Genomic DNA, 24,047 nt, shown 5'->3' on the forward strand with positions numbered 1-24,047 from the left:
CCGAACCTGCAGCTGCGTATATTCGGTTGCAGTTTTTTTTACGTTTGCATAAGTTGACGCCATTCACCCTCTCTCTGTTACTATAGGAGTAACAACAATGAAAATGGAGGATTCTTCTATGACAATTGCTATAAGTGAATGGCTGGAAACAGCATTGAGTTATGCACCAGTAATCATGTTTGATCAGAATGAGCCTTTTTATCCGGATTTCGTTGGCGTGTCTGTGCTTGAGCATTCTGGGCCGTCCCCATCTTTTCGTAGAGAGCTACAGTTTCCTTCTGAAGCAGTAAAGTATGTTATCGAATATGCGATATGGTGGGATTACGAGATCGGACATCTCTATGAGCTGGAGCATGTATGGGTGTATGTGGGACATGATGGAGAAGTCGTGGATTGCGAAGCCAGCTTTCATGGGAGAGTATTAAGAGGGCTGTTAAAAGATAGAGCTAATCTGGTTGGTCATCATGTGTGCCTGTACTCCCAGCCGGGGAAACACGCCTTTTCACCATTACCGGTTGTATTTGAGTTGTTGCCCAATCTGTATAGTGTAGCAGGCGCCCAGGCAGGATGTGATGGCTTGCTTGTAAATGAAATGTTTGAACCGTTTTTTCAAACCAGTGAACAGATCGATGCCCGTGTCAAAAAATATCTGCAAACCAAAGCATTTGTACCCTCGATGCAGTTTGAAGAGTATTTGTTGAAACCGGAGATGTTTATGACATGGGACAAGCTGTTTGAACTTATTCCACTGCGAATCAAAGACCGTCTGACAGAGCTGGAGCAGATGGAATAATATGAATAAATCGTATTTCGATTGAATCAAAGGAGCTTAAAAATTGCATATGAATCTAGAAAACAATCAAACTCCCACATAGTGAATTTGATTGTTTTTTTAGTTCAATTGAATCATGTATTTTAATTTTATTATTAGTCTTAAGTCGTATTTATTAGATGTTTTGAACAGGTGAGTAGAACTATCTCGATATAGTTATCATATGAATTAGTCCAAAGAACTATGAACTAACATATAGGTCCAAGTAAAAAAGATAACATTGATCGTCCATCATCAAAAAAAGAGATATGTACAAAAATGTATATATAAATTTCGTTAATATGATTGTTTATTCTATTAAATTTAGATTAATAGTATTTAATATGATAAAAACAAGAGTCTTATTTATCATAAAAATTTTACGTAAAAACGAAAGTTTGCAAAAATAAAATTTATCTATTCAGTTTTCTAATATTTATGTCGAAATACATCGTATGTTGTCTGGAGAGCGATCCATAGATTGGATTAGCAAACTTTAATTACATAACTAGACACGATGAAACTTAGGAGGAGATAAAATGAAGTGGTTTAGCAACTTGAAAACAGCAACAAAGATTATCTCAGCATTCTTGGTTGTATCTCTGATTCTTGCAATCCTTGGAGTGTATTCAATCACAACACTTAGAAGTACCAATGAACACATGAAAGAAATGTACAACAGCAATCTGATTTCAGTAAAAGAATTGAGCGGAGCACAAATGAATTACCAGAGGATGCGGGTTAACATTCGTGATCTCAACTTTGAGAAAAATGCCACAGAGCAAACTCGTATTGTCGATAATATTAATACCATTAAAGGTAACATCGAGAGTCAAATTGAAGGCTATCGTCCTCTGGCAACGACCCCCGAAGAAACTGAGCTCCTTAGCAAATTCGATACACAGTACTCAAATTACATGCGAATCTTTGAGCAAGGTATAGAGCTGGCAAAAAGTGATGACGATCAAGGATTTATCGTTTTCTTGAAAGATACACTCAAACCGCCTGGTGATGAAGCCCTCGCTACGATGGGTGAAATGGTGGAATTGAATGTGAAACTGGCGGAACAGAACAATTCAAAGTCGGAAGCAGCGTACACAAGTGCATTCACAGTTACCGTTGTTTTGGTCATTGGTTCGATTATTTTTAGTATTATCATTGGATTTGTGATCTCCCGTTCCATCTCCAGACCTCTAATGGCTATGCTTGGTCTAGCTACAGAAGTTTCTAACGGAAACCTTACCCTCAAGTCTGATATCTCCTCAAAAGACGAGGTTGGGCAACTGGCCTTTGCGCTTAATCGCATGGTAGACAATCTGCGAGAATTAATTAATAACATCGTCATGAATTCACAGAGCGTTGCAGCATCATCTGAACAGATCTCGGCAAGTACACAGGAAATTGCTAGTACAAGCACAAGTCAATCGAGTGAAGCAGCAAACATCTCCGAATTGTTTAAGGAATTGTCTCTGGCTATTAACTCTGTAGCTGCAAGTGCTGAAGAAGCCGCTGAGTTGTCTAATGATACAGTGAAAACGGCACGTGAAGGCGGTCATGTTGTTCAGACTTCCCTGGAAGGTATGCAAGCCGTGAATATGAAAATGGCGAAGCTTGAAGAAGATTCACGCAAAATTGGTGACATCATCGAAGTTATTGACGATATTGCTGAACAGACAAACTTACTTGCATTAAATGCGGCGATTGAAGCAGCCCGTGCAGGAGAGCAAGGAAGAGGATTTGCAGTCGTAGCTGATGAAGTTCGCAAGCTTGCTGAACGTAGTGGCGAAGCGACCAAAGAAATCACAACAATTATCAAAGTGATGCAGGAGAATACGAGACAAAGCGTGCAAGCCGTTTCGGATAGTGTAGAGCAATCATCCAAAACAGGACAAGCCTTTGATCAGATCATTGAAATGGTGAATAATTCTTCCCAGAAAGTCAATGAAATCGCGGCTGCGTGTGAGGAAGAGGCGGCACAAGCTGCTGAGGTGATGAGCTCGGTAGAGTCGATCTCTGCATCCAGTGAGGAATCTGCGGCGGCATCGGAAGAAACGGCGGCCACTTGTCAATCACTGGCACATCTTGCAGAAGAATTGTCTGTATCTGCGTCTGCTTTCAAAACCCAGTAATAATAACGAATTGAGGGTGAAACGAATGTCTTCACTTCAGAAAGAACAATATATCGAATTATCTGTTGGCGCAGAGACCTGTGCCATTCGAATCGAAGAAATTCATGAAATTATAAAAATGCAAAGTATTACCGATATTCCGTTTAGTCGTACCGAAATCAAAGGAGTCATGAACCTGCGTGGTAAAGTTGTTTGCGTCATGAGCCTGCGTAATTTGCTTGGCATGCCAGACGAATCGGCTACCCGGGCGACCCGAATCATTGTGGTACGTTATCAAGATGAGTATATCGGTTTGATTGTAGATCGAGTCAGCAAAGTCACAACTTATTCGGAAATACATCCGCCTACTGGAGGTCATGGACGCAACCTTGAGATATTTTTTCAGGGTGTGGGCCAACAGGGAGACAGTCTGGTTGGTATATTGAAACTGGATGAAATATTGGGCGGTTAGGAGGGAATGCACCAATGATGGATTTGTCCGCCTATCGCGACATATTTATCGAAGAACTGAATGATCAGTTGGAACGGATGGATCAGTCCTTGCTTGCACTTGAGCTTTCACCTTCTGTGGAACTTGTGCAGACCTTATTTCGGGCGGCTCATACGATTAAGGGCTCGGCTTCGACTATGGATTTTCGTGAATTAAGTGATCTGACACATGAAGTGGAGTATGCATTGGAATGGGTGCGATCCAAGAAACCGGAAGTTACCGCACAACTCGTTGACACCCTTTTTCGTTCGTTGGATGCCATGAGAGTGCTTAGGGATCAATACGTGCAAGGCGAAAGTTTTACTGATTTCCGTGCAGTGGTTAAAGAAATACAAGACATGATTCATCAACCGGCCTTGGCTCAGCAGACTAAGTCACCCGTTCTACAGTCTGTGGAGTCGAATCTGTTCGATGAAGTACTTGAACCAGGTCAGCAGATTTTTTCCATTCGCATTGTATTAAGCTCAGATTGTTTGATGAAAGCAGCTAGATATCATATTTTGTGCAAACGGGTTGAAGATGTATGTGGCAGTGTACTAGCCACATCCATTGAAAAGCAGGGTCTTGATGAGGAACTGGGAGAGGCGCACTATAACGAGTTTGTGATCGTTACAGCATCTTCTCTGGATCAAGCTCAGATTGAGAGTGCGTTATCCGGAGATTCGGATATTCGGAGCGTGGATGTCGGTCCATATATTTTGGCGACAGAAGAGGTTGCTGTAACATCTGAATTAATAGAGACTGAAATGACAGTTGGAAAAGAAAAAAGCGACACGTCAGTGCCTCTTCAGGAAGATAAGATGAAGTCAACCCAGCCTACGGTTCGCGTAAGTGTGGAGCGACTGGATCATTTGATGAACCTCGTGGGTGAGTTGCTTATTGATCAGACCTCTCTTGCTGATTTGAGCCGTACTGGTGCCCGTAAGGAGCCCTCCCCAGTGATTCAAAGTATTGGCGGAGTGTCCGACCATATGGGGAGAGTCATTAAGGAACTGCAGGACGGAGTTATGAAGACGCGGATGTTGCCTATTGATCAATTGTTGAACCGGTTCCCGAGGCTGGTTCGGGATTTGTCGCAGAAGCTGGGCAAAGATATTGAGCTGGTCATTAAAGGCGGAGAGACTGAGCTGGATCGCATGATTATCGAAGAACTCAGTGATCCGTTAATCCATCTAATTCGGAACAGTGCAGATCATGGCATTGAGAGTGCTGAGGTTCGGGCCCAACAGAACAAGCCTGCCAAAGGACGAATCAAACTGACCTCATACCACGAGGAAAATCATGTGGTCATACGTTTCTCCGATGATGGTAAGGGTATTGATGGGGAGAAAATCAAAGCTTCCGCAATGAAAAAAGGCATTATAACTGAAGAGCAAGCGGCTCGTTTAAATCAACAGGAAGCCGTTCATCTGATTTTTGAACCAGGGTTCTCTACGGCTTCAACCGTTAGTGATGTATCTGGCCGAGGTGTTGGCATGGACATCGTAAGAAGCCAGATCGGAAGGTTGAATGGCATCATAGATATTGATACAGAGGTTGGTATCGGAACGACATTTACGATTAGGTTACCGCTCACCTTAGCCATTATCAAAGGGCTTCTGGTGAATGTATCTGGCAGGGTATTGATTTTGCCAATGTACAACGTAGCGGAGATCGTGCGCATTAAACCGGAAGAGATTCAGATGATTCAGGGACAGCAATCCATTTTGAATCATGGACGTATCGTGCCTTTCTACCGACTGTGTGACAAGTTGCAGTACCCGCGTACCGACCGTAAGTCCAAGACGATTCCACTCGTCATTGTGCGTTCTGTCGATAAAATTGCGGCTTATGCAGTGGATGAGATCATCGGAAATCAGGAAGTGGTAATTAAGTCGCTTGGAACATACCTCGGAGCAATGAATCATCTATCTGGTGCAACCATTCTGGGGAACGGTAAAGTGGCTCTTATTCTGGACGCTTCTTATCTAGTCAGCCATTAAAAGTTAAAGAACTCACTTCATTCAGTAATCACTATAATTTATTTAAAATAAAGAAGATAAAGAGCCTCAAGATCCTGCATGCAGGGCCTTGAGGCTCTTTATCTTGTTCTCAACGGATCATGTTCTCGAGGTGTCCGCCTGTGCTTTGAAAATTAAGTCCATAAAGTGATTCGCAGCCGAAGAGATCGGCATATTGCGTTTTGTCATGATCCCTACATGAGATGGAGGCAGAGGAACGTCGAGCTGAATCTCAAAGAGAGAGCCTTCTTCCAGCTCTTTGGAGATAAATTCTCGTGTGACATAAGAGATTCCCAAGCCGCGGCGAGCAAATTCAATCAGGAGGTCAACGCTGCCGACCTCTATTTCTGGTTTTAACGTGTAATTATAATGATTGAAGAGTTCTGTGATAGCCATCCGAACCCGGCTGTTCCGGGAAAACAGAATAAGCTCATGTTCAAGCAGTTGTTCAAGGGTCAACACTTTTCCCTTCAACTGGGCATATCGTTCGCCGGCAACAAAACAATCCTTTAGTTGAATGCTCTCCCGCACTTCCAGCTGTGGGTCAACGATGGGCATACGCACAACGCCAAGATCGATTTTGCCTTCTTTCAGAAACGTGATGACTTCAGGCGTCGTTCCATGGCTTAGATGCAGCTTGATGTTAGGGTACTGAATGTGAAACTCCTCCAGATACGATAACATGTAATGTTTGAAGAGGGAGTCGCTACCGCCAATCCGAAGTTCCCCGTTATCCAGATTTTTTAGCGCAGCCATTTTTTCTTCTGCAAGGGAGATGAGAATCTGGGATTGTTCAATATAGGAGTACAGGCTGGCACCCTCCTGGGTTAATGCAACCCCCTTGGAATTTCGATAGAAAAGAGTGAGTCCGAAGCTGTCTTCCAACTGTTTGATCGCGTGACTGACGCTGGGTTGTGTGATGTAAAGGGCTTTGGCGGCTTGGGTCAGACTGCCTGTTTTGGCAGCCCAGTAAAAGACTTTATATAATTCATAATTTGTTGTCATAGATATCGTCTATAGCTCCTGTGAAATATATTAATTACTTGTATAGCTATAAAACGTATTATAGTGTAACTACAACAAAGAAACCAGAGTTACTTGGAAGGAGCACGGTAAGATGGAACCAACAACAATTGTTTTATTTGGTGCTACTGGAGATTTAGCCAAAAGAAAAATATATCCTGCCCTATATAATCTGTACCTTGAGAAAAAGCTTCCTGAAACCTTCTCCCTGATCGGCATGGGCCGCAGAGAATGGTCGGATGAATTTTTCCAAGCTCAAGTGGAAAAATCTTTACATGAGTTCTCCAGACGTCAAGGAGATCATCAATCAGTAAAATCATTTGTAAAAGCTTTTCGCTACAGTGTATTGAATATCACACATAAGGAAGATTATATAAAGTTGCTTCAATTGGTTGAGCAAAGAGAAGCTGAACTGGGCATCCCATCCAATCGCTTGTTTTATCTCTCGGTTGGTCCGGAATTCTTCGAACCGATCGCTGAAAATATTCAGGCAAGCGGGCTTGGTTCAACGCAAGGGTGGAAACGGCTCGTCATCGAGAAGCCATTTGGTCATGATTTGCAGTCAGCACGTGACCTTAACCGCAAGCTGAGTGAATCCTTCACAGAGGAAGAGATTTATCGGATTGACCACTACCTGGGTAAACCGATGGTTCAGAAGCTAGAGACACTTCATCAAAGCAACCCGATTATGAAGGCTCTCTGGAACAACCGTTACATCTCTAACGTGCAAATTACGGCAAATGAGACTGTAGGTGTCGAAGAACGCGCATCCTATTATGATCATGTAGGTGCTGTGCGTGACATGTTCCAGAATCATATGTTGCAATTGCTTATGATGATGGCGATTCAGCTTCCATATAACAGCACTTCCGAAAATGTGGGCCAGAAGAAGAAACACATTATGGAGTCCATTCAGCCCCTTCAGAAACAAACAGTCGGAGCAAGCATCATCCGTGGACAGTACGCTGCAGGCAGCATTCAAGGAAAACCGGTACATGCCTATGCAGATGAACCAGGTGTTGCCGAGAACACGATGAATGACACATTTATTGCCGCGAAGCTGCAAATTGATGATTTCTTCTGGAGAGGTGTTCCGTTTTACATCCGTACGGGTAAAAGAATGAAGGAGAAATCAACACGAATCGTGATTGAGTTCAAAGAACCTTCAGGCCAAGGTCACCTGATCAAGAACAACGGTTCGAAGCCGAACCTGCTTGTGATTGAGATGAGCCCGGATCAAAGCATGACACTGCAACTGAACGCAAGTGATCCTGAAAATAAAGGGGAGTTCAAACCCGTTCATATTGATCTTGCTCCTAATCAGGGAGATCTGGCAGAAGCTTATGAGAACTTGATTCGCGATGCGTTGCATGGTGATCCAACATTTTTTGCACATTGGGATGAAGTTGAGTTATCCTGGGCTTGGGTGCAACCGATTCTGGATGCATTCAATGAAAATCTGCTACCGCTTCACTTATATCCGGCAGGAAGCTATGGACCAGCGGAGTCGGATGCCATGCTTGAGGCAGAAGGTCATCATTGGTGGTTTGATGAGCCAAGTGAACTGATTTCTGAGCAAGACAGCGACGTACCCATCGCAGTTAACGGCAACATTTAATTCAAAAAACGAACAAAACTAAAATAATCGGAGGTAATTCAGTCATGAAATTTTTTATCGATACAGCTAACGTGGAAGACATTCAAAAAGCATATAAAATTGGTGTATTGTCCGGTGTAACAACGAACCCTTCCCTGGTAGCCAAAGAAGGCGTGAAATTCGAAGACCGCATCGAAGAAATTCTGAAGCTTGTGCCTGAAGTGGAGTCTGTTTCCGCTGAAGTAACGCCAGATGCGCTGACTGCTGAAGAAATGATTGCTCAAGCGAACGAATTGATCAAAATCAACAACAACGACAAAAATATCACGATCAAATTGCCAATGACCCTTGCAGGTCTGGAAGCTTGCCGTTACTTGACTAAAAAAGGTGTAAAAACAAACGTGACTTTGATCTTCACTGTGAATCAGGCGTTGCTTGCAGCTCGTGCAGGTGCAACATACGTATCCCCTTTCTTGGGACGTCTGGACGATATCTCCGAAGACGGTGTACAACTGGTAGCCAAAGTAGCTGAACTGTTCCGCACACATAATCTCGATGCTCAGATCATTGCTGCATCCGTGAGACATCCGGATCACGTTACACGTGTAGCGATGGCTGGAGCACATATTGCAACAGTTCCATTTTCAGTCATTGAACAAATTTCCAAACACCCGCTGACAGATCAAGGGATGGAGAAATTTGCAGCAGACTGGAAAAAAACAGTACAATAATAGCCATACGTGTGGATAAGGTTTAACGAAAAATATATATAAATCATGGAGTATCGGGAGGACATAATGAGTAAACAACAGATTGGTGTCATTGGACTTGCAGTAATGGGGAAAAACCTGGCTTTTAACATTGAAAGTAAAGGTTTCTCGGTATCGGTATTTAACCGCTCACCAGAGAAAACGCATGATCTTCTGAAAGAAGCAGACGGTAAAAACCTGATCGGAGCGTTTTCCATTGAAGAGTTCGTAGCTTCTTTGGAATCACCACGCAAAATTCTAATCATGGTACAAGCGGGTAAAGCGACGGATGCTACTATTGAGCAATTGCTTCCTCATTTGGATCAAGGAGATATCATTATCGATGGCGGTAATGCTTACTTCCCTGATACACAGCGTCGTAGCAAAGAGCTGGAAGCCAAAGGTTTCCGATTCATCGGTGCAGGTGTATCCGGTGGTGAAGAAGGCGCACTGAAAGGTCCTGCAATTATGCCAGGCGGTCAGGAAAGTGCATATGAGCTTGTAGAACCGATCCTGACAGCAATCTCTGCCAAAGTTGGCGATGATGCGTGCAGTACGTATATCGGACCTGACGGTGCGGGACACTACGTTAAAATGGTGCATAACGGCATCGAGTATGGTGACATGCAGTTGATTGGTGAAGCATACCACTTGCTGAAATCCGTACTGAACGTTTCCGTAGAAGAATTACATGAAATCTTTACAGAGTGGAACCAAGGTGAACTTGACAGCTATCTGATCGAGATCACAGCGGATATCTTCTCCAAATACGATCCAGAAACAGGCAAACCAATGGTTGATGTTATTCTGGATGCCGCTGGACAAAAAGGAACAGGCAAATGGACAAGCCAGAGCGCGCTGGATCTCGGCGTACCATTGTCCATGATTACGGAATCCGTATTCTCCCGTTTCTTGTCGGCGATGAAAGACGAGCGTATCGCTGCAAGCAAAATCCTGAACGGACCTAAGGCCGAAGCCTTCTCCGGTGACAAAAAAGCATTCATCGAGAACGTGCGCAAAGCGCTGTTCGCAAGTAAAATCGTATCCTACGCTCAAGGTTTCGCACAGATGCGTGCCGCATCCGACGAATATGGCTGGGATCTGAAATACGGCAACATCGCGATGATCTTCCGCGGCGGTTGCATTATCCGTTCGCAGTTCCTGCAAAACATCAAGGAAGCATACGATAAAGATGCAGCCCTGAAAAACCTGCTCCTTGATCCATACTTCCAAAACATCGTGGAATCCTATCAGGATGCATGGCGTGAAGTGGTAGCCGCTGCGGTGAAACAAGGTATTCCGGTACCAGGCTTCTCCAGCGCGTTGTCTTACTACGACAGCTACCGTACAGAGCGTTTGCCAGCAAACTTGCTGCAAGCACAACGTGACTACTTCGGCGCTCACACATTCCAACGTGTGGACAAAGAAGGTTCATTCCACTTCCAATGGATGGATACCAACGAGTAATTTTAAATATAAGCACCTCTGCAACAATCCTTTTGAGTTTACTCAGGGGAGAGTTGCAGAGGTGTTTTTTTGTTTTGGCACAACTTCGATATGTATGGTTGATAATACAGAGGTGGAGACTCTTCAAAATTTAATATCACCAAATTGTAATAAAATGTACCCATCTGGAGTCTGTAAAAGATGCTGAGGCACCTCTATTTACGTTATACTAGTTCAGACGGAACTGTATCCGTTAAAATTGCAGTATATAACTTTTTGAAGGTGGGGGTCAGGCCAGGCATGTTTGTACTCGTAGGTATTTTGTTTTTGCTCGTATATGGATTATTAGTCTTCTACATAGGCTGGAGCGGCTGGAGTTGGATGAAACCCGTAGTGGCAGCCAGATTTCGCTGGTTGTATATCGTAGCACTGGTTTTTCTAGCGGCTTCCTTTATTTTGGCGCGCATATTTGGCAGCATTTCGTTTCTCGGTGTCATCGGTTCCTATTGGCTGGCGGTTTTCTCGCTGTTATTGCTCATATTACCTGTAGTGCACCTGACGTTGTGGCTTCTGCGCTTGACGCGAATTCCTAGACATCACGCTCATAAATGGGCGGGTGTAGTTACGCTGGTTTTACTTATCTCTACAATGGGATACGGAATTTTCAACGCCTATAGTCCAGTCGTCAGACAATATAACATTCAGATTGATAAAAAGGTGGAAGGCGTCGACAAGCTGAATATTGTCATGGCTGCGGATATGCATTTTGGACTGTTGTCTGGTCCTGCTCATGCGAAACGAATGGTAGAGGAGATTAATGCCCTCAAACCTGACCTCGTCTTATATCCAGGTGATCTGATTGATGACAATCTGGCGATGTATGAGAAGAGTGGTATTGCCGACATTATCAGTGAAATCAAGGCTCCTTATGGCGTATATGCTTCACTGGGGAACCATGACAAGTTTGACGGCCCTATAGAGGATTTAATCGCTGCGTTGGAGAAAAGCAATATGCAGGTGCTGTATGACGACAAGATCGTATTGGACAACAAAATTACGTTGATTGGACGGAAAGACCGAACGGAAGAAGATCGGGCAGACGTAGCAACGCTTATGCAAAATGCAGATCTGAATCAGCCTGTAGTCATGCTGGATCATCAGCCGTACGATCTGGATATCGCGGAGAAGAACAAAGTTGATTTAGTTGTATCAGGTCATACCCACCGGGGGCAGATTGCACCGGCTCAATTCATAACACAAGCAATCTATGAGAATGATTGGGGTTATCTGCAAAAGGGGTCCATGCATTCGATTGTCACCTCGGGATACGGTTTCTGGGGGCCACCCATCCGGACAAGTAGCCGTTCCGAAATTGTACAGATCAACGTGACTTTCAGACAATAAACAAAGCAGCCCCTTCGTGATAGAAGGGGCTGTTTTGCTTAGTTCTACAAACGGACAGTTAGTTCCGTACTCCATTTACGGGAATCGCTTCAAACGAATAAAAAGCGCCTTTTTTGTTGATTTTACCGATGAGCGTGGTGGCTCCTTTTTTTGTAAAGGTGTATTGGTTATCTTGGATACGAACGCTGTATCCTTTCAAATTCAGGCCAAAGATCGATTTTACTTTTGGCGCTGCGGCGGAGAGGGCTTTCTTTTTACTCAGCTTAGGTTTGGCAAAAGACTTTTTAAAATCAGCATCATTGTTCCAGTCCGTGCCAAATTCGTTGATTACCTTCCACACCTTGCCGGTGCTACTTCCAATATGCACTGAGTTTATACTACTATCATCCTGATATACCCAGAGTGTATCTTTGTTTTCTTTGGTAAGCAATGAATAATCAAATGCCTTAACGGATGAGATGCCAAGCATTTTGAGTGAGTTTCGGGCTTTGTTCGTAAGTGTAGCTCGTGCTTCCTTAAGGTCATACAGAATACTTGCTGACAATTGGTTGTTATGATCCACATCGACGTATAAACTTTGGTCATGTCCCCAGATCACCCAGTAGTTTTTGAGTCCGCTGTCGTTTACATCTTGTTTAACTCGCCAGAAGGCATCCGCTTTAAATTTTTTGTCTTTGTCGAAAGACTTCAGGAACGATTGTATTTTGTTGTATAAAGCTTGATCCAATACTTTGTTAAGATCATCCGCTTTATAATTGATTAAGGTAGAAGTAACTTTTGCCTTTTTGGAATTATAATTTTGAGTGACATCAGCCTTGGCTGCCCCGGTTAATGTGCTATTTACAACCCAATCATCAAATGCAGTGTCTGCTGATGTGAATTGAATCGTTTGTTTTCCAGCCAGTGCTGTGATGGCATCGGTTAATTGCTTAGTCACTTTTTGATCGAGATTCAGCGTATTGGAAACATCCTGAACCACGGAAGTAGGACTTGATTCTGCCCAAGCGGCGGGAGCTATAGATAACAATAGTGACATAGAAGTGACCGTTGCGGTGATCGAGATCAATTTTTTCAAGGGATTATTCCTCCTGTTACGTAAATGTAATTGTGATTGCATTAGATATTTGTAGTTGGATACACTATTAACGTGGATGAAAAGGAAAATGTTGCATACTCTATATTTTTACCTTATGCTCTTAGTTGACACCGTTTTCAGCTTATGCTAGACTACTTGCGAGGCTTGTTACCGGTAAAGCGGGCAAAACCACAATGGAAATGATCTTATTATTTCTATTTTGGTTTTGCCCTTTTTTATGTCTCAAAATAAACCAGGTGGGTCCATTATGATTATTAAACAGATATTTAATAACAATATCGTCAGCACAGTGGATGATAAAAATCAGGAATTGCTGATCCTCGGCCGGGGTATCGGATTTAAGTTCAAAGCTGGCGATGAGATTGACGAAGAGCGAATTGAAAAGGTGTTTCGTCTTCAGGATACATCGATTTATGAGAAATTCAAATCCATCGTAGCTGAAGTGCCAATTGAGATTCTGCAGGCAACCGATGACATTGTAACGTTGGCGCGAACACAGCTGAGTAAAACGATCAGTGACGGGATTTATGTCTCCTTGTCTGACCACATTCATTTTGCTGTTCAGCGGTTGGAGAAGGGAATGATTACGCGCAATCCGCTCTCGTGGGAAGTGCAACATTTCTATAAGGCAGAATACGATGTGGCCAAAGAGGCGTTGACCTTGCTAAAGGAAAGACTGGATATCGAATTCCCTAAAGATGAAATATGTAACATTGCACTGCATTTCATCAATGCGGAAGTCAACGACTCCATGAATGATGTTACACATCTGATGCAGTTGCTGCAGGAGATTATGAACATTATCAAATATCACTTTAATGTCGAACTGGATGAGGATAGCGTGAACTATTTCCGTTTTATCACACATCTAAAATACTTCTGTCAGCGAGTCATTACACATTCGACTCATGATGATGCGGAGGAGTATCTGTATGAGGTGGTCCGGAAAAACTATCCGGAGACCTTCAAATGTATCGGCAAGATTGAGACATTTATCCATAAAAATTATCAATACGATATGACTCACTCGGAGCAGCTGTACCTTACCCTGCATCTGGAGCGTCTCATGAAAACAAAACGGGAAACGTAACGTTTTCCTAAACGCTATGGGCTTGTTACTGTTCAATCAGGCAATACCCGAATGAAAGTATGCAGGTACATCTGCGTATTTTTGTTCGGGTATTTTTTATGGGGAAATTAAGGAGGAAATGAAGATGAAACATCAAGACACCGCACAGCAAATTATCAAAGCCGTTGGCGGAAAAGACAATATTAACTCGGTTTATCACTGTGTTACCAGGCTGCGCTTTGATCTGAAAAGTAATGAAAAAGTCGACAACGGCGCGCTCAAACAGCTGAACAAAGTGATGGGCACCAACATTTCGGGGGATCAATTCCAGGTCATTATCGGTAACGATGTGTCCAAAGTGTTTGATGCGATGGTGAAGGAAGAACCGTCCATTCAGCAAAACGCAGATAACAAGCAGGCTAAGCCGGAGAAAAGTAAAAATGTAATCCTGAACATCTTCGAAACGATTGCTGGTGTATTTGCTCCCATGCTACCGGCCATAACAGCCGCAGGGATGTTAAAAGGGTTACTGGCCCTGTTCATTTCACTGGAATGGATGTCCGCTGGTACAGACACATATCGTATCCTGTCCGCGATTGGTGACGGTGTGTTCCATTACTTGCCACTGCTAATTGCAGTCAGCGCTGCGCGCAAGTTTGGCAGTAATCCATTCGTAGCGATTGCACTAGGTACAGCCTTGATGTATCCCGACATGGGGGCCTTGCTCTCCAGCGGAGAAAAGGTTGCATTTCTAGGCATTCCGGTCACGGCGGTAAGCTATGCTTCATCGGTTATTCCGATTTTGCTGGCGGTATGGTTGATGTCTTATGTTGAAAAATGGGTGGATCGGATCATCCCTGCAGCACTCAAGCTCTTGCTTGTTCCACTGATTACGCTCCTGGTGATGGTTCCAGTCACACTGATTGCGATTGGTCCATTGGGTACATTTGTTGGTAATGGCTTGTCCGGTGGGATTAACTGGCTACTGAACGAAGGTGGTTTGATCGCTGGTATCGTACTTGGCGGTGCCATGGCACTGATTATCATGACCGGTATGCACTACGCTTTAGTACCGATTATTCTCAGCAATATTGCTACACTTGGTTTTGACAAATTCCTACCTCTGACGTTCATTTCCAATATGGGTCAGGCTGGTGCAACACTCGGTGTATTCTTCCGTGCTAAAGATAAAAAACTCAAAACCGTGGCCTTATCCACGAGTTTCACGGCTCTGATGGGTGTAACCGAACCGGCGATGTACGGGGTTAACATGAAATATAAAAAGCCATTTGCCGCTGCGATGATCGGTAGTGCAGTAGGTGGCGGTTTCGCCTTGGCTTTTGGCGCTAAAGCCTATGTACTCGCGGGGAATGGCGGACTTCCGGGGTTACCGTCCCTTGTTGGACAGACCTTCCTGTATTCCTTTGGAGGTATGATTATCGCTTTTGTTGTAGGTACGATTGTATCCATTCTGTTCGGAATTAAGGAAGAAGAGAGTGATGCAGAGGCGCTGGCCCAATTCGCTCCAGGTGCTTCTAACGCTACCTCATCAACAGATAAGGCTAACATGGTTGACGCGTCTGTCAACATAGAGGATCTTGGTGTCCCTGCACCCACGGGTGATGCTATCGCTTATGCTCCGATGACAGGCAGATCCATCCCATTGCAAGAAGTGAATGATCCGACCTTTGGTGATGAATTGATGGGCAAAGGTGTGGCGTTTGTTCCTACTTTGGGTGAACTGGTGTCCCCGGTTACAGGAACGGTGATGAACGTATTCAAAACCAAACATGCGATTGTTGTCCGCAGTGATGAGGGTATGGAGCTTCTTATTCATGTTGGGATCAACACGGTGAAACTACGCGGACAATACTTTGAAGCCCATGTAGCAACGGGGACTCGCGTACAAGCTGGTGATTTATTGCTAACCTTTGAACTTGATGAGATTGCGAAGGAATATGACATAACCACTGCTATGGTTGTGACCAATACAGCCGATTATAAAGAGATTATGCCTATACAACTTGGAAATATGCAAATGGGTGAGAAGGTATTGAAAGCAAATCTGTGAACAAGGAGAGATTGATATGAACAATAGACAAGGATTTCCCGAAGGATTCTTATGGGGCGGCGCAATCGCTGCCAACCAGGCTGAAGGGGCGTTTGATGTCGGAGGAAAAGGCTGGTCTACGGCAGACATGGTTCCTTATTTTGAGAAGAAGGATTATACCAATTTGCGAGAGTTGATGCATGTCACAACTGCCAAGGTGGAGAAGGCAATGGCACATCACAGTTCGAAAGGTTATCCAAAACGATATGGTATTGATTTTTATCACCGTTTCAGAGAAGATATTGCCCTGTTTGCCGAGCTTGGTTTTAAAACGTTCCGTCTGTCCATCAACTGGCCGCGTATTTTCCCGAACGGTTATGATGAGCAGCCAAACGAAGAAGGACTTCGTTTTTATGATGAGGTGTTTGACGAGCTTCGAAAATACAATATTGAGCCATTGGTAACCCTCTCTCATTACGAGATGCCAATGTCGCTTGTACTTAAATATAACGGTTGGGCAGGCCGTGAGGTAATTGGGCATTTTGTGAAATATGCAGAAACCGTCATGACTAGGTACAAGGATAAGGTTAAATATTGGCTAACGTTCAACGAGATCAACACGACGATTATTGAGCCGTTTACAGGTGGAGGCATCATCGAGGATCGGGTGGATAACGTTATGCAGGCGTCTTATCAGGCGCTTCATCATCAGTTTGTAGCCAGCAGTCTGGTAACCGAGAGAGCACGTCAGATTAACCCAGAGTTTCAGATTGGATGTATGCTGGCTCGTATGATTCATTACCCAGCGACATCCAATCCCGAAGATGTGTTACAAGCTCAAATCGACAATCAACTCAACCTGTTGCATACGGATGTGCAAGTTCGTGGCAGTTATCCTGCGTTTATGACTCGTTACTGGTCAGATCATGGAATTAACGTGGTCATGGAGTCTGGAGACGAGCAAATATTACGTGAGCACACGGTAGATTTTATCTCATTTAGTTATTATACTTCCCTGGTGTCTGCGGTGAATCCTGAGGATTACGGGGTTACGGGCGGCAACTTGTACAGTACCATCAAAAACCCGAATCTGGAACGCACAGAATGGGGTTGGCAGCTTGATCCGGTTGGACTGCGTATTGCGCTGAAGGAGCTGTATGATCGTTATCAATTACCGTTGTTCGTTGTTGAAAATGGGCTCGGCGCGAAAGATAAGGTAGAGAAGGACGGTTCCATTCAGGATGATTACCGAATCGATTACCTCCGTAAACATATTACACAGATGAAGGAAGCGGTCATGGACGGTGTAGAACTGATGGGATACACGAACTGGGGAGCCATTGATATTATCAGTGCATCTACCTCGGAAATGTCCAAACGTTATGGTGTAATCTATGTGGACCAGGATGATAACGGACAGGGGACATTGAACCGGTATAAGAAAAAAAGTTTTGGTTGGTATAAAAAAGTAATTGCTTCCAACGGCGAGGATATGGATTGATCCTAGAACGAACTTAAAGGGCTTTGTTTCGTAGAATTTTGCTACGGAGCAGAGCCTTTTTCGGATTGTTCCTATGAAAATGAATGACTGAGTCCCGGATGAGATGATATACTGTGTTCGTATCAGGGAGGAATGAAAATGAGAAAATCGATTATTGCCGTAGATATGGATGACACGATTTGTCAATTGGTTAAACGGGCTATATACCATAACAACAGGAGTTTCCCGACGCACCCTCTCCAATATGAAGATATGGTCGACTGGGATACAACGCACTTGCGTCACCCTGATAGTACACATGAGGTATTTTACGGGCGTCCTGGTCTGTTCGAAGAACTGGAACTATATGACGAGTATGTGGTAGAAGAGATGCAGAAGTTAAACGAGGTATATGATCTCATTATTGTTACAGCGGCAGAACCGAGAACGGTTAATGAGAAGTGGAATTGGCTGCAACTACATATGCCGTTTATTAAACTGGAGCAATTCATTACGTGTAAACGCAAAAACTTGCTCACATTTGATCTTTTAATCGATGATGGGCCGCATAATCTGATTCCGGCTGTGGAAAGTGGTCGGAAAGTGATCTGTATTCCGCATCCGTGGAACAGGCAACATCGTGAGCAGTATGGCTTTCCTCTAATGTCTTCCTGGAAAGATGCGAAGCTGTACATCGATGAGATGTTGCAACCTTCAGGCCTTCATATTTAATATTAAAAAATACTACCGTAATCCAGAGCAGAAGTCATACTCTGGATTTTTTGCGATAGGTTAGCGGGCTAACACCCGTTATTTTTTTGAAGGCAACATGAAAGGAATCCATATCCTGATAACCAACCATTTCAGCGATCATACCCACTTTATGGTCCGATCGCTTTAACAGCTCACAACTTCTTTGAATACGTAGATGTTGTACATAGGATCTAAATGTCTGCCCGGTATAACGGACGAACATTCTTCCAATCTTTTTCTCACTCCACCGCGATAACTGAACCAAATCACTCATGAGGATACGTTCGCCAAGATGTTGCCTGAGGTAATGAAGAATGGCTTCCATGTCATGAAACATAGGGGGATGTGGAGTGGAGTTCATACACTTCTTCTGTTGATCCTGTCTGTAAGTCATGATAATTAATTGGCTAACCAGTGTGTCTAACATCGCAAGTGAACCTGGTCCCGGAACGGAGAATTCACGGTATAACTGATGCATTAATTCTTCCAAACGTCCTGTATGATCTGTGACGGAGATATACTTCTGCCGATTTTGCTCAAGGTCCATCAGATGTTGCATAATGTCCTCATCCCGAAGAATATGTCTCAAAGATTGTATTAATTCGGCGTTAAACAAGCAGTTATAGATGACTAAGGGTGTTTTTGTTGCATCTGTACTCACGGGGCGGAAGACGTGAGGGATTCCGATAGGAATGACAAATAACATGCCCTTGTTGACAGGTACAATATCTTCACCGATGTGGTGAAACCCACTACCTTCGGCAACATAGCTGTATTCAACAAAATCATGGGTGTGAAAGGGCATTATAAAGTTCTCAAAGCAGCGATTAACGAATAACTGTAGTGGGCGGTTCAGGAATGCTTCGCTTTTCAATAGTTCTACAGACCTTTTCATACACCGTTTCTCCTTCCCACAGATGGCTGTATAAGGGGGTAAAAGAGTCCGTTTTACCGGATAATTCACACCCTGGAATCGATATAATTATATCGTAACCTACCAAGGGAAGCCATGATGGAGAGGATGATCACAATATGTTAAAGATCAGTGACCTTCGGTGTGAATATCGGTTGAATCCAATTGGTCTGGATGTCAAATCGCCCCGACTGAGCTGGAAGTTGGAATCAGATCGTAGGAATTGTATACAGGCGTCTTATCATGTTCAGCTATCTCACACACCTGATTTTGCAGTCATCATATGGGATTCACAAGAGCTGACATCAGATCAGTCTGTTCATGTCGAGCTCGAAGGTTTTCAACCGGCTGCTCGAACACGGTATTTTTACCGGGTTCAGGTTTGGGATACATTTGAAAATTCCTCAGGGTGGTCTGACGCCGCATATTTTGAGATGGGACGCATGGAACTCAGCACCGATTGGACCGGAAAGTGGATTACAGCCAACAGATCTGGTGAACCTGAATCATCCTGTCCACGCATGAGAAGATTCTTTCACATTGTGAAACCTGTTCTACGTGCAACCATTTATGCTACGGCACTTGGAATGTATGAGTTACATTTGAATCATACCCGGGTAGGTGAAGATTATTTTACGCCAGGTTGGACGACATATAGTAAGCGTTTGCAATATCAGACTTATGAGGTGACTCATCAGCTTAAGACTGGAGAAAATGTGCTTGGAGCCTATCTTGGAGATGGTTGGTACCTAGGGCATCTTGGTTGGAAAATTGAACGAGAGAATTACGGTTCTACATCTGCTTTACTGATGGAGCTTCACATTCGATATGTTGATGGCTCGGAAGAGATCATCGGTTCGAATGAGGAGTGGTCTACTGCACCAAGTGCCATTCGCATGTCAGACATTTATATGGGGGAAACCTATGATGCGCGTATGGAGAGCGACTGGGGGGATCAATGTCAAGGTGCATGGTTACCTGCTCAGGTCCTTTCCTATCCAAAGGACATCATCGTTGCGCAAGAGAATGTACCTGTCATGCAGATAGAGCAACTACAGCCCATAGCTTTACTGACAACACCGCAAGGAGATCGGATACTCGATATGGGACAGAACATGGTAGGCTGGGTGAGATTCAGTATTGAGGGGGATGCAGGGTGGGCGGTTGAATTGCACCATGCCGAAATATTGGATCACCAGGGGAATTTTTATATCGATAATCTTCGTGCTGCCAAACAAAGGATACATTACACCCTCAAAGGAGGAGGGATGGAGACATATGAACCTCATTTTACTTTTCAAGGATTCCGCTATGTAAAATTAATTGGGTTCCCGGAAGAGGTTGTTTTAGATCAGTTTACGGGAGTTGTCCTTCATTCCAGCATGGAACGCACGGGCCACTTCTCTTGCTCCAGCCCGTTGGTTAATCAACTCCATCACAATATTTTATGGGGGCAAAAAGGGAACTTTGTTGACGTACCCACGGATTGTCCGCAGCGGGATGAGCGACTGGGATGGACAGGGGATGCACAGATGTTCATTAGAACCTCCGCTTATCTGATGAATACAGCCCCCTTTTTTACGAAGTGGCTTCGGGATTTGCGAGCGGAACAGGGAGAAGATGGGGGAGTGCCGTTTTTTGTCCCAGATCTAAAAAGCTTGATCCCTGAAGGCTGGGGAGAGACAAGTCATTCCTCATCTGCTTGGGGAGATGCGGCGGTGATCTGTCCTTGGGTCATATACGAAATGTATGGGGACATGCGATTGCTCAAGGAGCAATATGAAAGTATGCAGAGATGGATTGCGTATATTTATGATCAGGGAGAGAATGTCTTCCTTTGGAATACAGGGTTTCATTTTGGGGATTGGCTTGCACTGGATTCCAAGCCAGGCAGTTACGTTGGGGCGACGGACATTCATTATGTCGCGACTGCATTTTATGCATACTCCGTTTCATTGACTCGTAAAGCTGCGGCTGCACTCGGTAAATTGGAAGATGTTAAGGTTTATGATGAGCTGCATCGAAATATTGTCAAGGCATTTCAAGATGAATATGTCACTACTGCAGGCAGACTATCGGTTCCGACGCAAACAGCGCATGTGCTTGCCTTGCAGTTTGATTTGCTGGAGACATCAGCCTCTAAACGTGTTGCTGCTCAATTGACTGAACTATTAAAAGAAACACAGAATCATCTTACAACTGGCTTTGTTGGAACACCTTATTTGAATCCGGTATTAAGTGATATGGGCAGGAATGATCTAGCCTATGAATTATTGTTGCAGGAGGGTTATCCGTCGTGGCTATACCAGGTGACGCAGGGAGCAACAACCATGTGGGAGCATTGGGATGGCATGAGAGAGGATGGGAGCCTGTGGAGTGCAGACATGAACTCGTTTAATCATTATGCCTATGGTGCTATAGGAGAATGGTTGTATCGTTATGTGGCAGGGATTCAGCCTGATGAAAAGCAACCCGGATTTAAGAAGGTTCGTATCAAGCCATATCCAGGTCCGGGACTGGAATGGGCAGAGGCTAGTTTTGAGAGTATGTATGGCCAAGTAAAGTCTAGTTGGCGTCGACAGACACATGGGGAAATGGAACTTTGTGTTCAGATTCCTGCCAATACGAGAGCGGAGATACATCTGCCACATGCCGATCGTCGAACGATTAAGGAGAACGGCAGCCTGATTCATCAATCTGCTGATTATGTATTTTTAAACAAATCAGGCACAGATGTAGCTATGACTGTAGGATCTGGGAAATATCGATTCACCTACAGGATGATTACTGAAGAGGGTGAGTGTAGCTAAACCTTGTTAATTGAATATACTACAAATTAAGATTGTAATCTCCTCGCTAGCTGATTAAAATAAGATTTGGAATCTGGATTGACGGAGACTATCTTTCTATTATCAGACACAAGTGAGGTTACAAGTATGAGTCCACCGGTTAATCGCCCCCGACGCATAGAGTATCTGGATCTCTATCGCGCTATTGCGATTATGGCAGTTGTAGCGATCCACGCAACATCAACTGCTGTTGCGCATTATCCCAAAAATACATGGGATCATGATCTGTTTTATTTCTGGAATACATTTCTGCAATTTGCAGTTCCGGCGTTCTTGTTTTTATCTTCACTGGTTCTGTTCTATAACTACAGTGCTAAGTTAAACGAGAAGGACTGGATCATTTCCTTTTATAAGAAGCGAATGTTCTATATATTTGTGCCGTATGTCGTGTGGTCTCTGATCTATTTTGTCATCAAGAAGTTGATTGCAGGAAAGGAACCATTAGCATACAGTGTTCAGTTTGTGAAGCAATTAACCCTTGGGACCGCTCATACACATTTGTACTTTTTTCTGATTATTCTCCAGTTTTATATCGTTTTTCCATGGATATTATATTTAACAAGGAAACCATGGTTTAGAAAATATTTACCTTTGTATTTTATTGCAGCGCAAGGGCTGTTTTACGTATTGAATGTAAAGTTTGACTTCGAACGAACAGGCAGTCTGTTACCCAGTTATTTGATAGTGATCGGGTTTGGAGCATGGATGGGACTGAACTTCGAATGGTTGATGAATAAAATGATGCGCCTGCGTTATGTGCTGCTGGTTGCACTTATAAGCGGAGCAGCGATTTCGATGTACGCCTCTGGCATCATTAAAACAACGTTAATAGAATGGCCGGTTTTGATGTACAGTGTGTTGTTTATTGTACGAAATATATTTACACTTTCTGCTTGTCTCGTGCTCTTGGTTTTGAGTGAGAAAGTGGGTACGAGAGGCCGCAGGAGCGAATATAAAGTGTCACGCTTCACAGACTCTCTGGGCACAGTTGCATTTGGAATCTTTTTAATTCATCCTTTAGTTTTGATGATCTGGAGGCTTGTGCTCACCGACGATTTTGCCCGTCACTTCAGCCTAGGCGTTGTGTTATCATTTATCGCATCATTGTTGCTTTCATGGCTCTGTGCGGTGGGACTACGCCGACTAAAATGGGGATGGGTTCTCATCGGACGGTAATGATACGTTCATTTTTTAATAAAATATGTGGAAAAGTACAAAGAGATTTCAATCCCTTTTAACAAGGAGATTTTGAAATCTCTTTTTTATTTATTACAAGAAAGGTATGATGATAGAATACCCTCAAAAAGAAATGAATGGAAAAATAGATTAAATATATACTGTTTAAGGATTCACATCCGATTACATTTAGGTGGAGGAAACCAATGAAACTAATTATTATCTTTGGACCGCAAGCAGTTGGTAAAATGACCGTTGGACAGGAACTGGAGAAGATCACCGATCTGAAGCTGTTTCATAATCATATGACGATCGATCTTGTATCCCCCTATTTTAGCTATAGCACATCAGAGGGGAAGAGACTTGTAGGATTGTTTCGGGAGGAGATCTTTCGTGCGGTTGCTCAGAGTGAGCTTCCGGGTCTTATTTTTACTTTTGTATGGGCTTTTGACGTGGAGCAAGATCATGCCTATATTCGTCATCTTACCGACATGTTTGTTTCCCAAGGTGCGGAAGTATGTTATGTAGAATTAGAAGCGAACGTTGCAGAACGACTGGAACGGAACAAAAGCTCCAATCGTTTACTTCATAAACCAACCAAAAGAGACATTGCTTGGTCTGAGGGAGAATTATTGCATTCTATGAGAAAATACCGATTAAATTCCGAACCGGGAGAAGTTAAACATGAGCATTATCTTCGAATAGATAATACAAATCAAAGTGCTGAGCAATCGGCGCAATGGATTCGGCAACATTTTAATTTGTAGTTTGATGTATCTGACCCGCTTACTTAAGAATATTCAGCCAAAATCGAAATACTCTACTAAACAGGAGGATACGAATGTATTTCTTAATGCTTGTATTGGTAGGCATTGTTTTGTGTATTATGTTTCCTTATGGCCCAATCATCGTTGGAGGTATCATATATAGATCGAATCTCATCCGAGAGAATGGAGGTTATTAATCGTAAGATTGAGGCGGAATTGGAGCGGGACAGCAAACATAAAAAAAC

At 43.6% G+C, this 24,047-nt stretch carries 18 protein-coding genes; 15 read left to right on the forward strand and 3 right to left on the reverse strand.

Going from position 1 to position 24,047, the window contains the following annotated elements; translation table 11 throughout:
* The first annotated feature begins 118 nt into the window (after nucleotides 1–118).
* From H7T88_RS09725 to H7T88_RS09740, 4 genes are all read left to right on the forward strand, one after another.
* Entirely contained in the window at nucleotides 119–793 is a 675-nt protein-coding gene (locus H7T88_RS09725) for a hypothetical protein (RefSeq protein WP_154957506.1), read from the forward strand.
* A 557-nt stretch (nucleotides 794–1,350) separates the two neighbouring features.
* Nucleotides 1,351–2,940, forward strand: coding sequence for a methyl-accepting chemotaxis protein (locus H7T88_RS09730; RefSeq protein ID WP_221788266.1), 1,590 nt, complete (start codon nucleotides 1,351–1,353; stop codon nucleotides 2,938–2,940).
* A gap of 25 nt (nucleotides 2,941–2,965) precedes the next feature.
* Nucleotides 2,966–3,391 carry a chemotaxis protein CheW gene (locus H7T88_RS09735; protein ID WP_154890524.1) on the forward strand — a complete coding sequence of 142 codons (426 nt, stop codon included), beginning with the start codon at nucleotides 2,966–2,968 and terminating at the stop codon, nucleotides 3,389–3,391.
* Nucleotides 3,392–3,405: 14 nt separating this feature from the next.
* Nucleotides 3,406–5,412, forward strand: coding sequence for a chemotaxis protein CheA (locus H7T88_RS09740; RefSeq protein ID WP_221788267.1), 2,007 nt, complete (start codon nucleotides 3,406–3,408; stop codon nucleotides 5,410–5,412).
* A 117-nt stretch (nucleotides 5,413–5,529) separates the two neighbouring features.
* Here H7T88_RS09740 and H7T88_RS09745 read toward each other — a convergent pair whose 3' ends face one another.
* Nucleotides 5,530–6,435: a LysR family transcriptional regulator gene (locus tag H7T88_RS09745; protein WP_154890522.1), complete on the reverse strand. Its 906-nt coding sequence runs from the start codon at nucleotides 6,433–6,435 to the stop codon at nucleotides 5,530–5,532.
* A gap of 112 nt (nucleotides 6,436–6,547) precedes the next feature.
* Between H7T88_RS09745 and zwf the strand changes: the two genes are divergently transcribed.
* The 4 genes from zwf (at nucleotide 6,548) to H7T88_RS09765 (ending at nucleotide 11,649) form a co-directional block, all read left to right on the forward strand.
* Nucleotides 6,548–8,071, forward strand: a complete 1,524-nt coding sequence (zwf, locus tag H7T88_RS09750; protein WP_154890521.1) for a glucose-6-phosphate dehydrogenase — start codon at nucleotides 6,548–6,550, stop codon at nucleotides 8,069–8,071.
* Between the two features lie 44 nt (nucleotides 8,072–8,115).
* Entirely contained in the window at nucleotides 8,116–8,781 is a 666-nt protein-coding gene (gene fsa, locus H7T88_RS09755; RefSeq protein WP_154890520.1) for a fructose-6-phosphate aldolase, read from the forward strand.
* A gap of 66 nt (nucleotides 8,782–8,847) precedes the next feature.
* Nucleotides 8,848–10,266 (forward strand): NADP-dependent phosphogluconate dehydrogenase, encoded by a 1,419-nt coding sequence (gene gnd / locus H7T88_RS09760; RefSeq protein ID WP_154957504.1) that lies wholly within the window; start codon nucleotides 8,848–8,850, stop codon nucleotides 10,264–10,266.
* 279 nt (nucleotides 10,267–10,545) lie between these two features.
* A complete protein-coding gene (locus tag H7T88_RS09765; protein WP_221788290.1) occupies nucleotides 10,546–11,649 on the forward strand; it encodes a metallophosphoesterase in 1,104 nt (367 codons plus the stop codon).
* 58 nt (nucleotides 11,650–11,707) lie between these two features.
* Here the strand turns inward: H7T88_RS09765 and H7T88_RS09770 are convergent, their stop codons facing one another.
* Nucleotides 11,708–12,724, reverse strand: coding sequence for a hypothetical protein (locus H7T88_RS09770; RefSeq protein WP_221788268.1), 1,017 nt, complete (start codon nucleotides 12,722–12,724; stop codon nucleotides 11,708–11,710).
* Nucleotides 12,725–12,992: 268 nt separating this feature from the next.
* On the opposite strand from H7T88_RS09770, the gene licT reads away from it, so the two are divergent.
* From licT to H7T88_RS09790, 4 genes are all read left to right on the forward strand, one after another.
* Nucleotides 12,993–13,835, forward strand: coding sequence for a BglG family transcription antiterminator LicT (gene licT / locus H7T88_RS09775; RefSeq protein ID WP_090916914.1), 843 nt, complete (start codon nucleotides 12,993–12,995; stop codon nucleotides 13,833–13,835).
* 124 nt (nucleotides 13,836–13,959) lie between these two features.
* Nucleotides 13,960–15,885, forward strand: a complete 1,926-nt coding sequence (locus H7T88_RS09780; protein ID WP_221788269.1) for a beta-glucoside-specific PTS transporter subunit IIABC — start codon at nucleotides 13,960–13,962, stop codon at nucleotides 15,883–15,885.
* 16 nt (nucleotides 15,886–15,901) lie between these two features.
* Nucleotides 15,902–17,365 carry a glycoside hydrolase family 1 protein gene (locus tag H7T88_RS09785; protein WP_221788270.1) on the forward strand — a complete coding sequence of 488 codons (1,464 nt, stop codon included), beginning with the start codon at nucleotides 15,902–15,904 and terminating at the stop codon, nucleotides 17,363–17,365.
* 138 nt (nucleotides 17,366–17,503) lie between these two features.
* Nucleotides 17,504–18,076 carry a 5' nucleotidase, NT5C type gene (locus tag H7T88_RS09790; RefSeq protein WP_154957499.1) on the forward strand — a complete coding sequence of 191 codons (573 nt, stop codon included), beginning with the start codon at nucleotides 17,504–17,506 and terminating at the stop codon, nucleotides 18,074–18,076.
* 34 nt (nucleotides 18,077–18,110) lie between these two features.
* Here the strand turns inward: H7T88_RS09790 and H7T88_RS09795 are convergent, their stop codons facing one another.
* Nucleotides 18,111–18,992: an AraC family transcriptional regulator gene (locus tag H7T88_RS09795; RefSeq protein WP_221788271.1), complete on the reverse strand. Its 882-nt coding sequence runs from the start codon at nucleotides 18,990–18,992 to the stop codon at nucleotides 18,111–18,113.
* A gap of 137 nt (nucleotides 18,993–19,129) precedes the next feature.
* On the opposite strand from H7T88_RS09795, the gene H7T88_RS09800 reads away from it, so the two are divergent.
* The 3 genes from H7T88_RS09800 to H7T88_RS09810 all read left to right on the forward strand — a co-directional run bounded on the left by H7T88_RS09800 (nucleotide 19,130) and on the right by H7T88_RS09810 (nucleotide 23,802).
* Nucleotides 19,130–21,820 carry a family 78 glycoside hydrolase catalytic domain gene (locus H7T88_RS09800; protein WP_221788272.1) on the forward strand — a complete coding sequence of 897 codons (2,691 nt, stop codon included), beginning with the start codon at nucleotides 19,130–19,132 and terminating at the stop codon, nucleotides 21,818–21,820.
* Nucleotides 21,821–21,946: 126 nt separating this feature from the next.
* On the forward strand, nucleotides 21,947–23,035 hold the full coding sequence (locus tag H7T88_RS09805; RefSeq protein ID WP_154890512.1) for an acyltransferase: 1,089 nt from the start codon (nucleotides 21,947–21,949) through the stop codon (nucleotides 23,033–23,035).
* A gap of 206 nt (nucleotides 23,036–23,241) precedes the next feature.
* Nucleotides 23,242–23,802, forward strand: coding sequence for an ATP-binding protein (locus H7T88_RS09810; RefSeq protein WP_154957495.1), 561 nt, complete (start codon nucleotides 23,242–23,244; stop codon nucleotides 23,800–23,802).
* Nucleotides 23,803–24,047: the final 245 nt, after the last annotated feature.

Origin of the sequence: Paenibacillus cucumis (ex Kampfer et al. 2016), from assembly GCF_019748695.1 — a bacterium.
Lineage (GTDB): Bacteria > Bacillota > Bacilli > Paenibacillales > Paenibacillaceae > Paenibacillus > Paenibacillus polysaccharolyticus.

Coding starts and splice junctions, on each gene's coding strand:
- gnd (WP_154957504.1), top strand. CDS start 8,848: ATGAGTAAACAACAGATTGGTGTCATTGGACTTGCAGTAATGGGGAAA.
- licT (WP_090916914.1), top strand. CDS start 12,993: ATGATTATTAAACAGATATTTAATAACAATATCGTCAGCACAGTGGAT.
- zwf (WP_154890521.1), top strand. CDS start 6,548: ATGGAACCAACAACAATTGTTTTATTTGGTGCTACTGGAGATTTAGCC.
- H7T88_RS09805 (WP_154890512.1), top strand. CDS start 21,947: ATGAGTCCACCGGTTAATCGCCCCCGACGCATAGAGTATCTGGATCTC.
- H7T88_RS09795 (WP_221788271.1), bottom strand. CDS start 18,992: ATGAAAAGGTCTGTAGAACTATTGAAAAGCGAAGCATTCCTGAACCGC.
- fsa (WP_154890520.1), top strand. CDS start 8,116: ATGAAATTTTTTATCGATACAGCTAACGTGGAAGACATTCAAAAAGCA.
- H7T88_RS09735 (WP_154890524.1), top strand. CDS start 2,966: ATGTCTTCACTTCAGAAAGAACAATATATCGAATTATCTGTTGGCGCA.
- H7T88_RS09765 (WP_221788290.1), top strand. CDS start 10,546: ATGTTTGTACTCGTAGGTATTTTGTTTTTGCTCGTATATGGATTATTA.
- H7T88_RS09745 (WP_154890522.1), bottom strand. CDS start 6,435: ATGACAACAAATTATGAATTATATAAAGTCTTTTACTGGGCTGCCAAA.
- H7T88_RS09785 (WP_221788270.1), top strand. CDS start 15,902: ATGAACAATAGACAAGGATTTCCCGAAGGATTCTTATGGGGCGGCGCA.
- H7T88_RS09725 (WP_154957506.1), top strand. CDS start 119: ATGACAATTGCTATAAGTGAATGGCTGGAAACAGCATTGAGTTATGCA.
- H7T88_RS09730 (WP_221788266.1), top strand. CDS start 1,351: ATGAAGTGGTTTAGCAACTTGAAAACAGCAACAAAGATTATCTCAGCA.
- H7T88_RS09800 (WP_221788272.1), top strand. CDS start 19,130: ATGTTAAAGATCAGTGACCTTCGGTGTGAATATCGGTTGAATCCAATT.
- H7T88_RS09790 (WP_154957499.1), top strand. CDS start 17,504: ATGAGAAAATCGATTATTGCCGTAGATATGGATGACACGATTTGTCAA.
- H7T88_RS09780 (WP_221788269.1), top strand. CDS start 13,960: ATGAAACATCAAGACACCGCACAGCAAATTATCAAAGCCGTTGGCGGA.
- H7T88_RS09740 (WP_221788267.1), top strand. CDS start 3,406: ATGATGGATTTGTCCGCCTATCGCGACATATTTATCGAAGAACTGAAT.
- H7T88_RS09810 (WP_154957495.1), top strand. CDS start 23,242: ATGAAACTAATTATTATCTTTGGACCGCAAGCAGTTGGTAAAATGACC.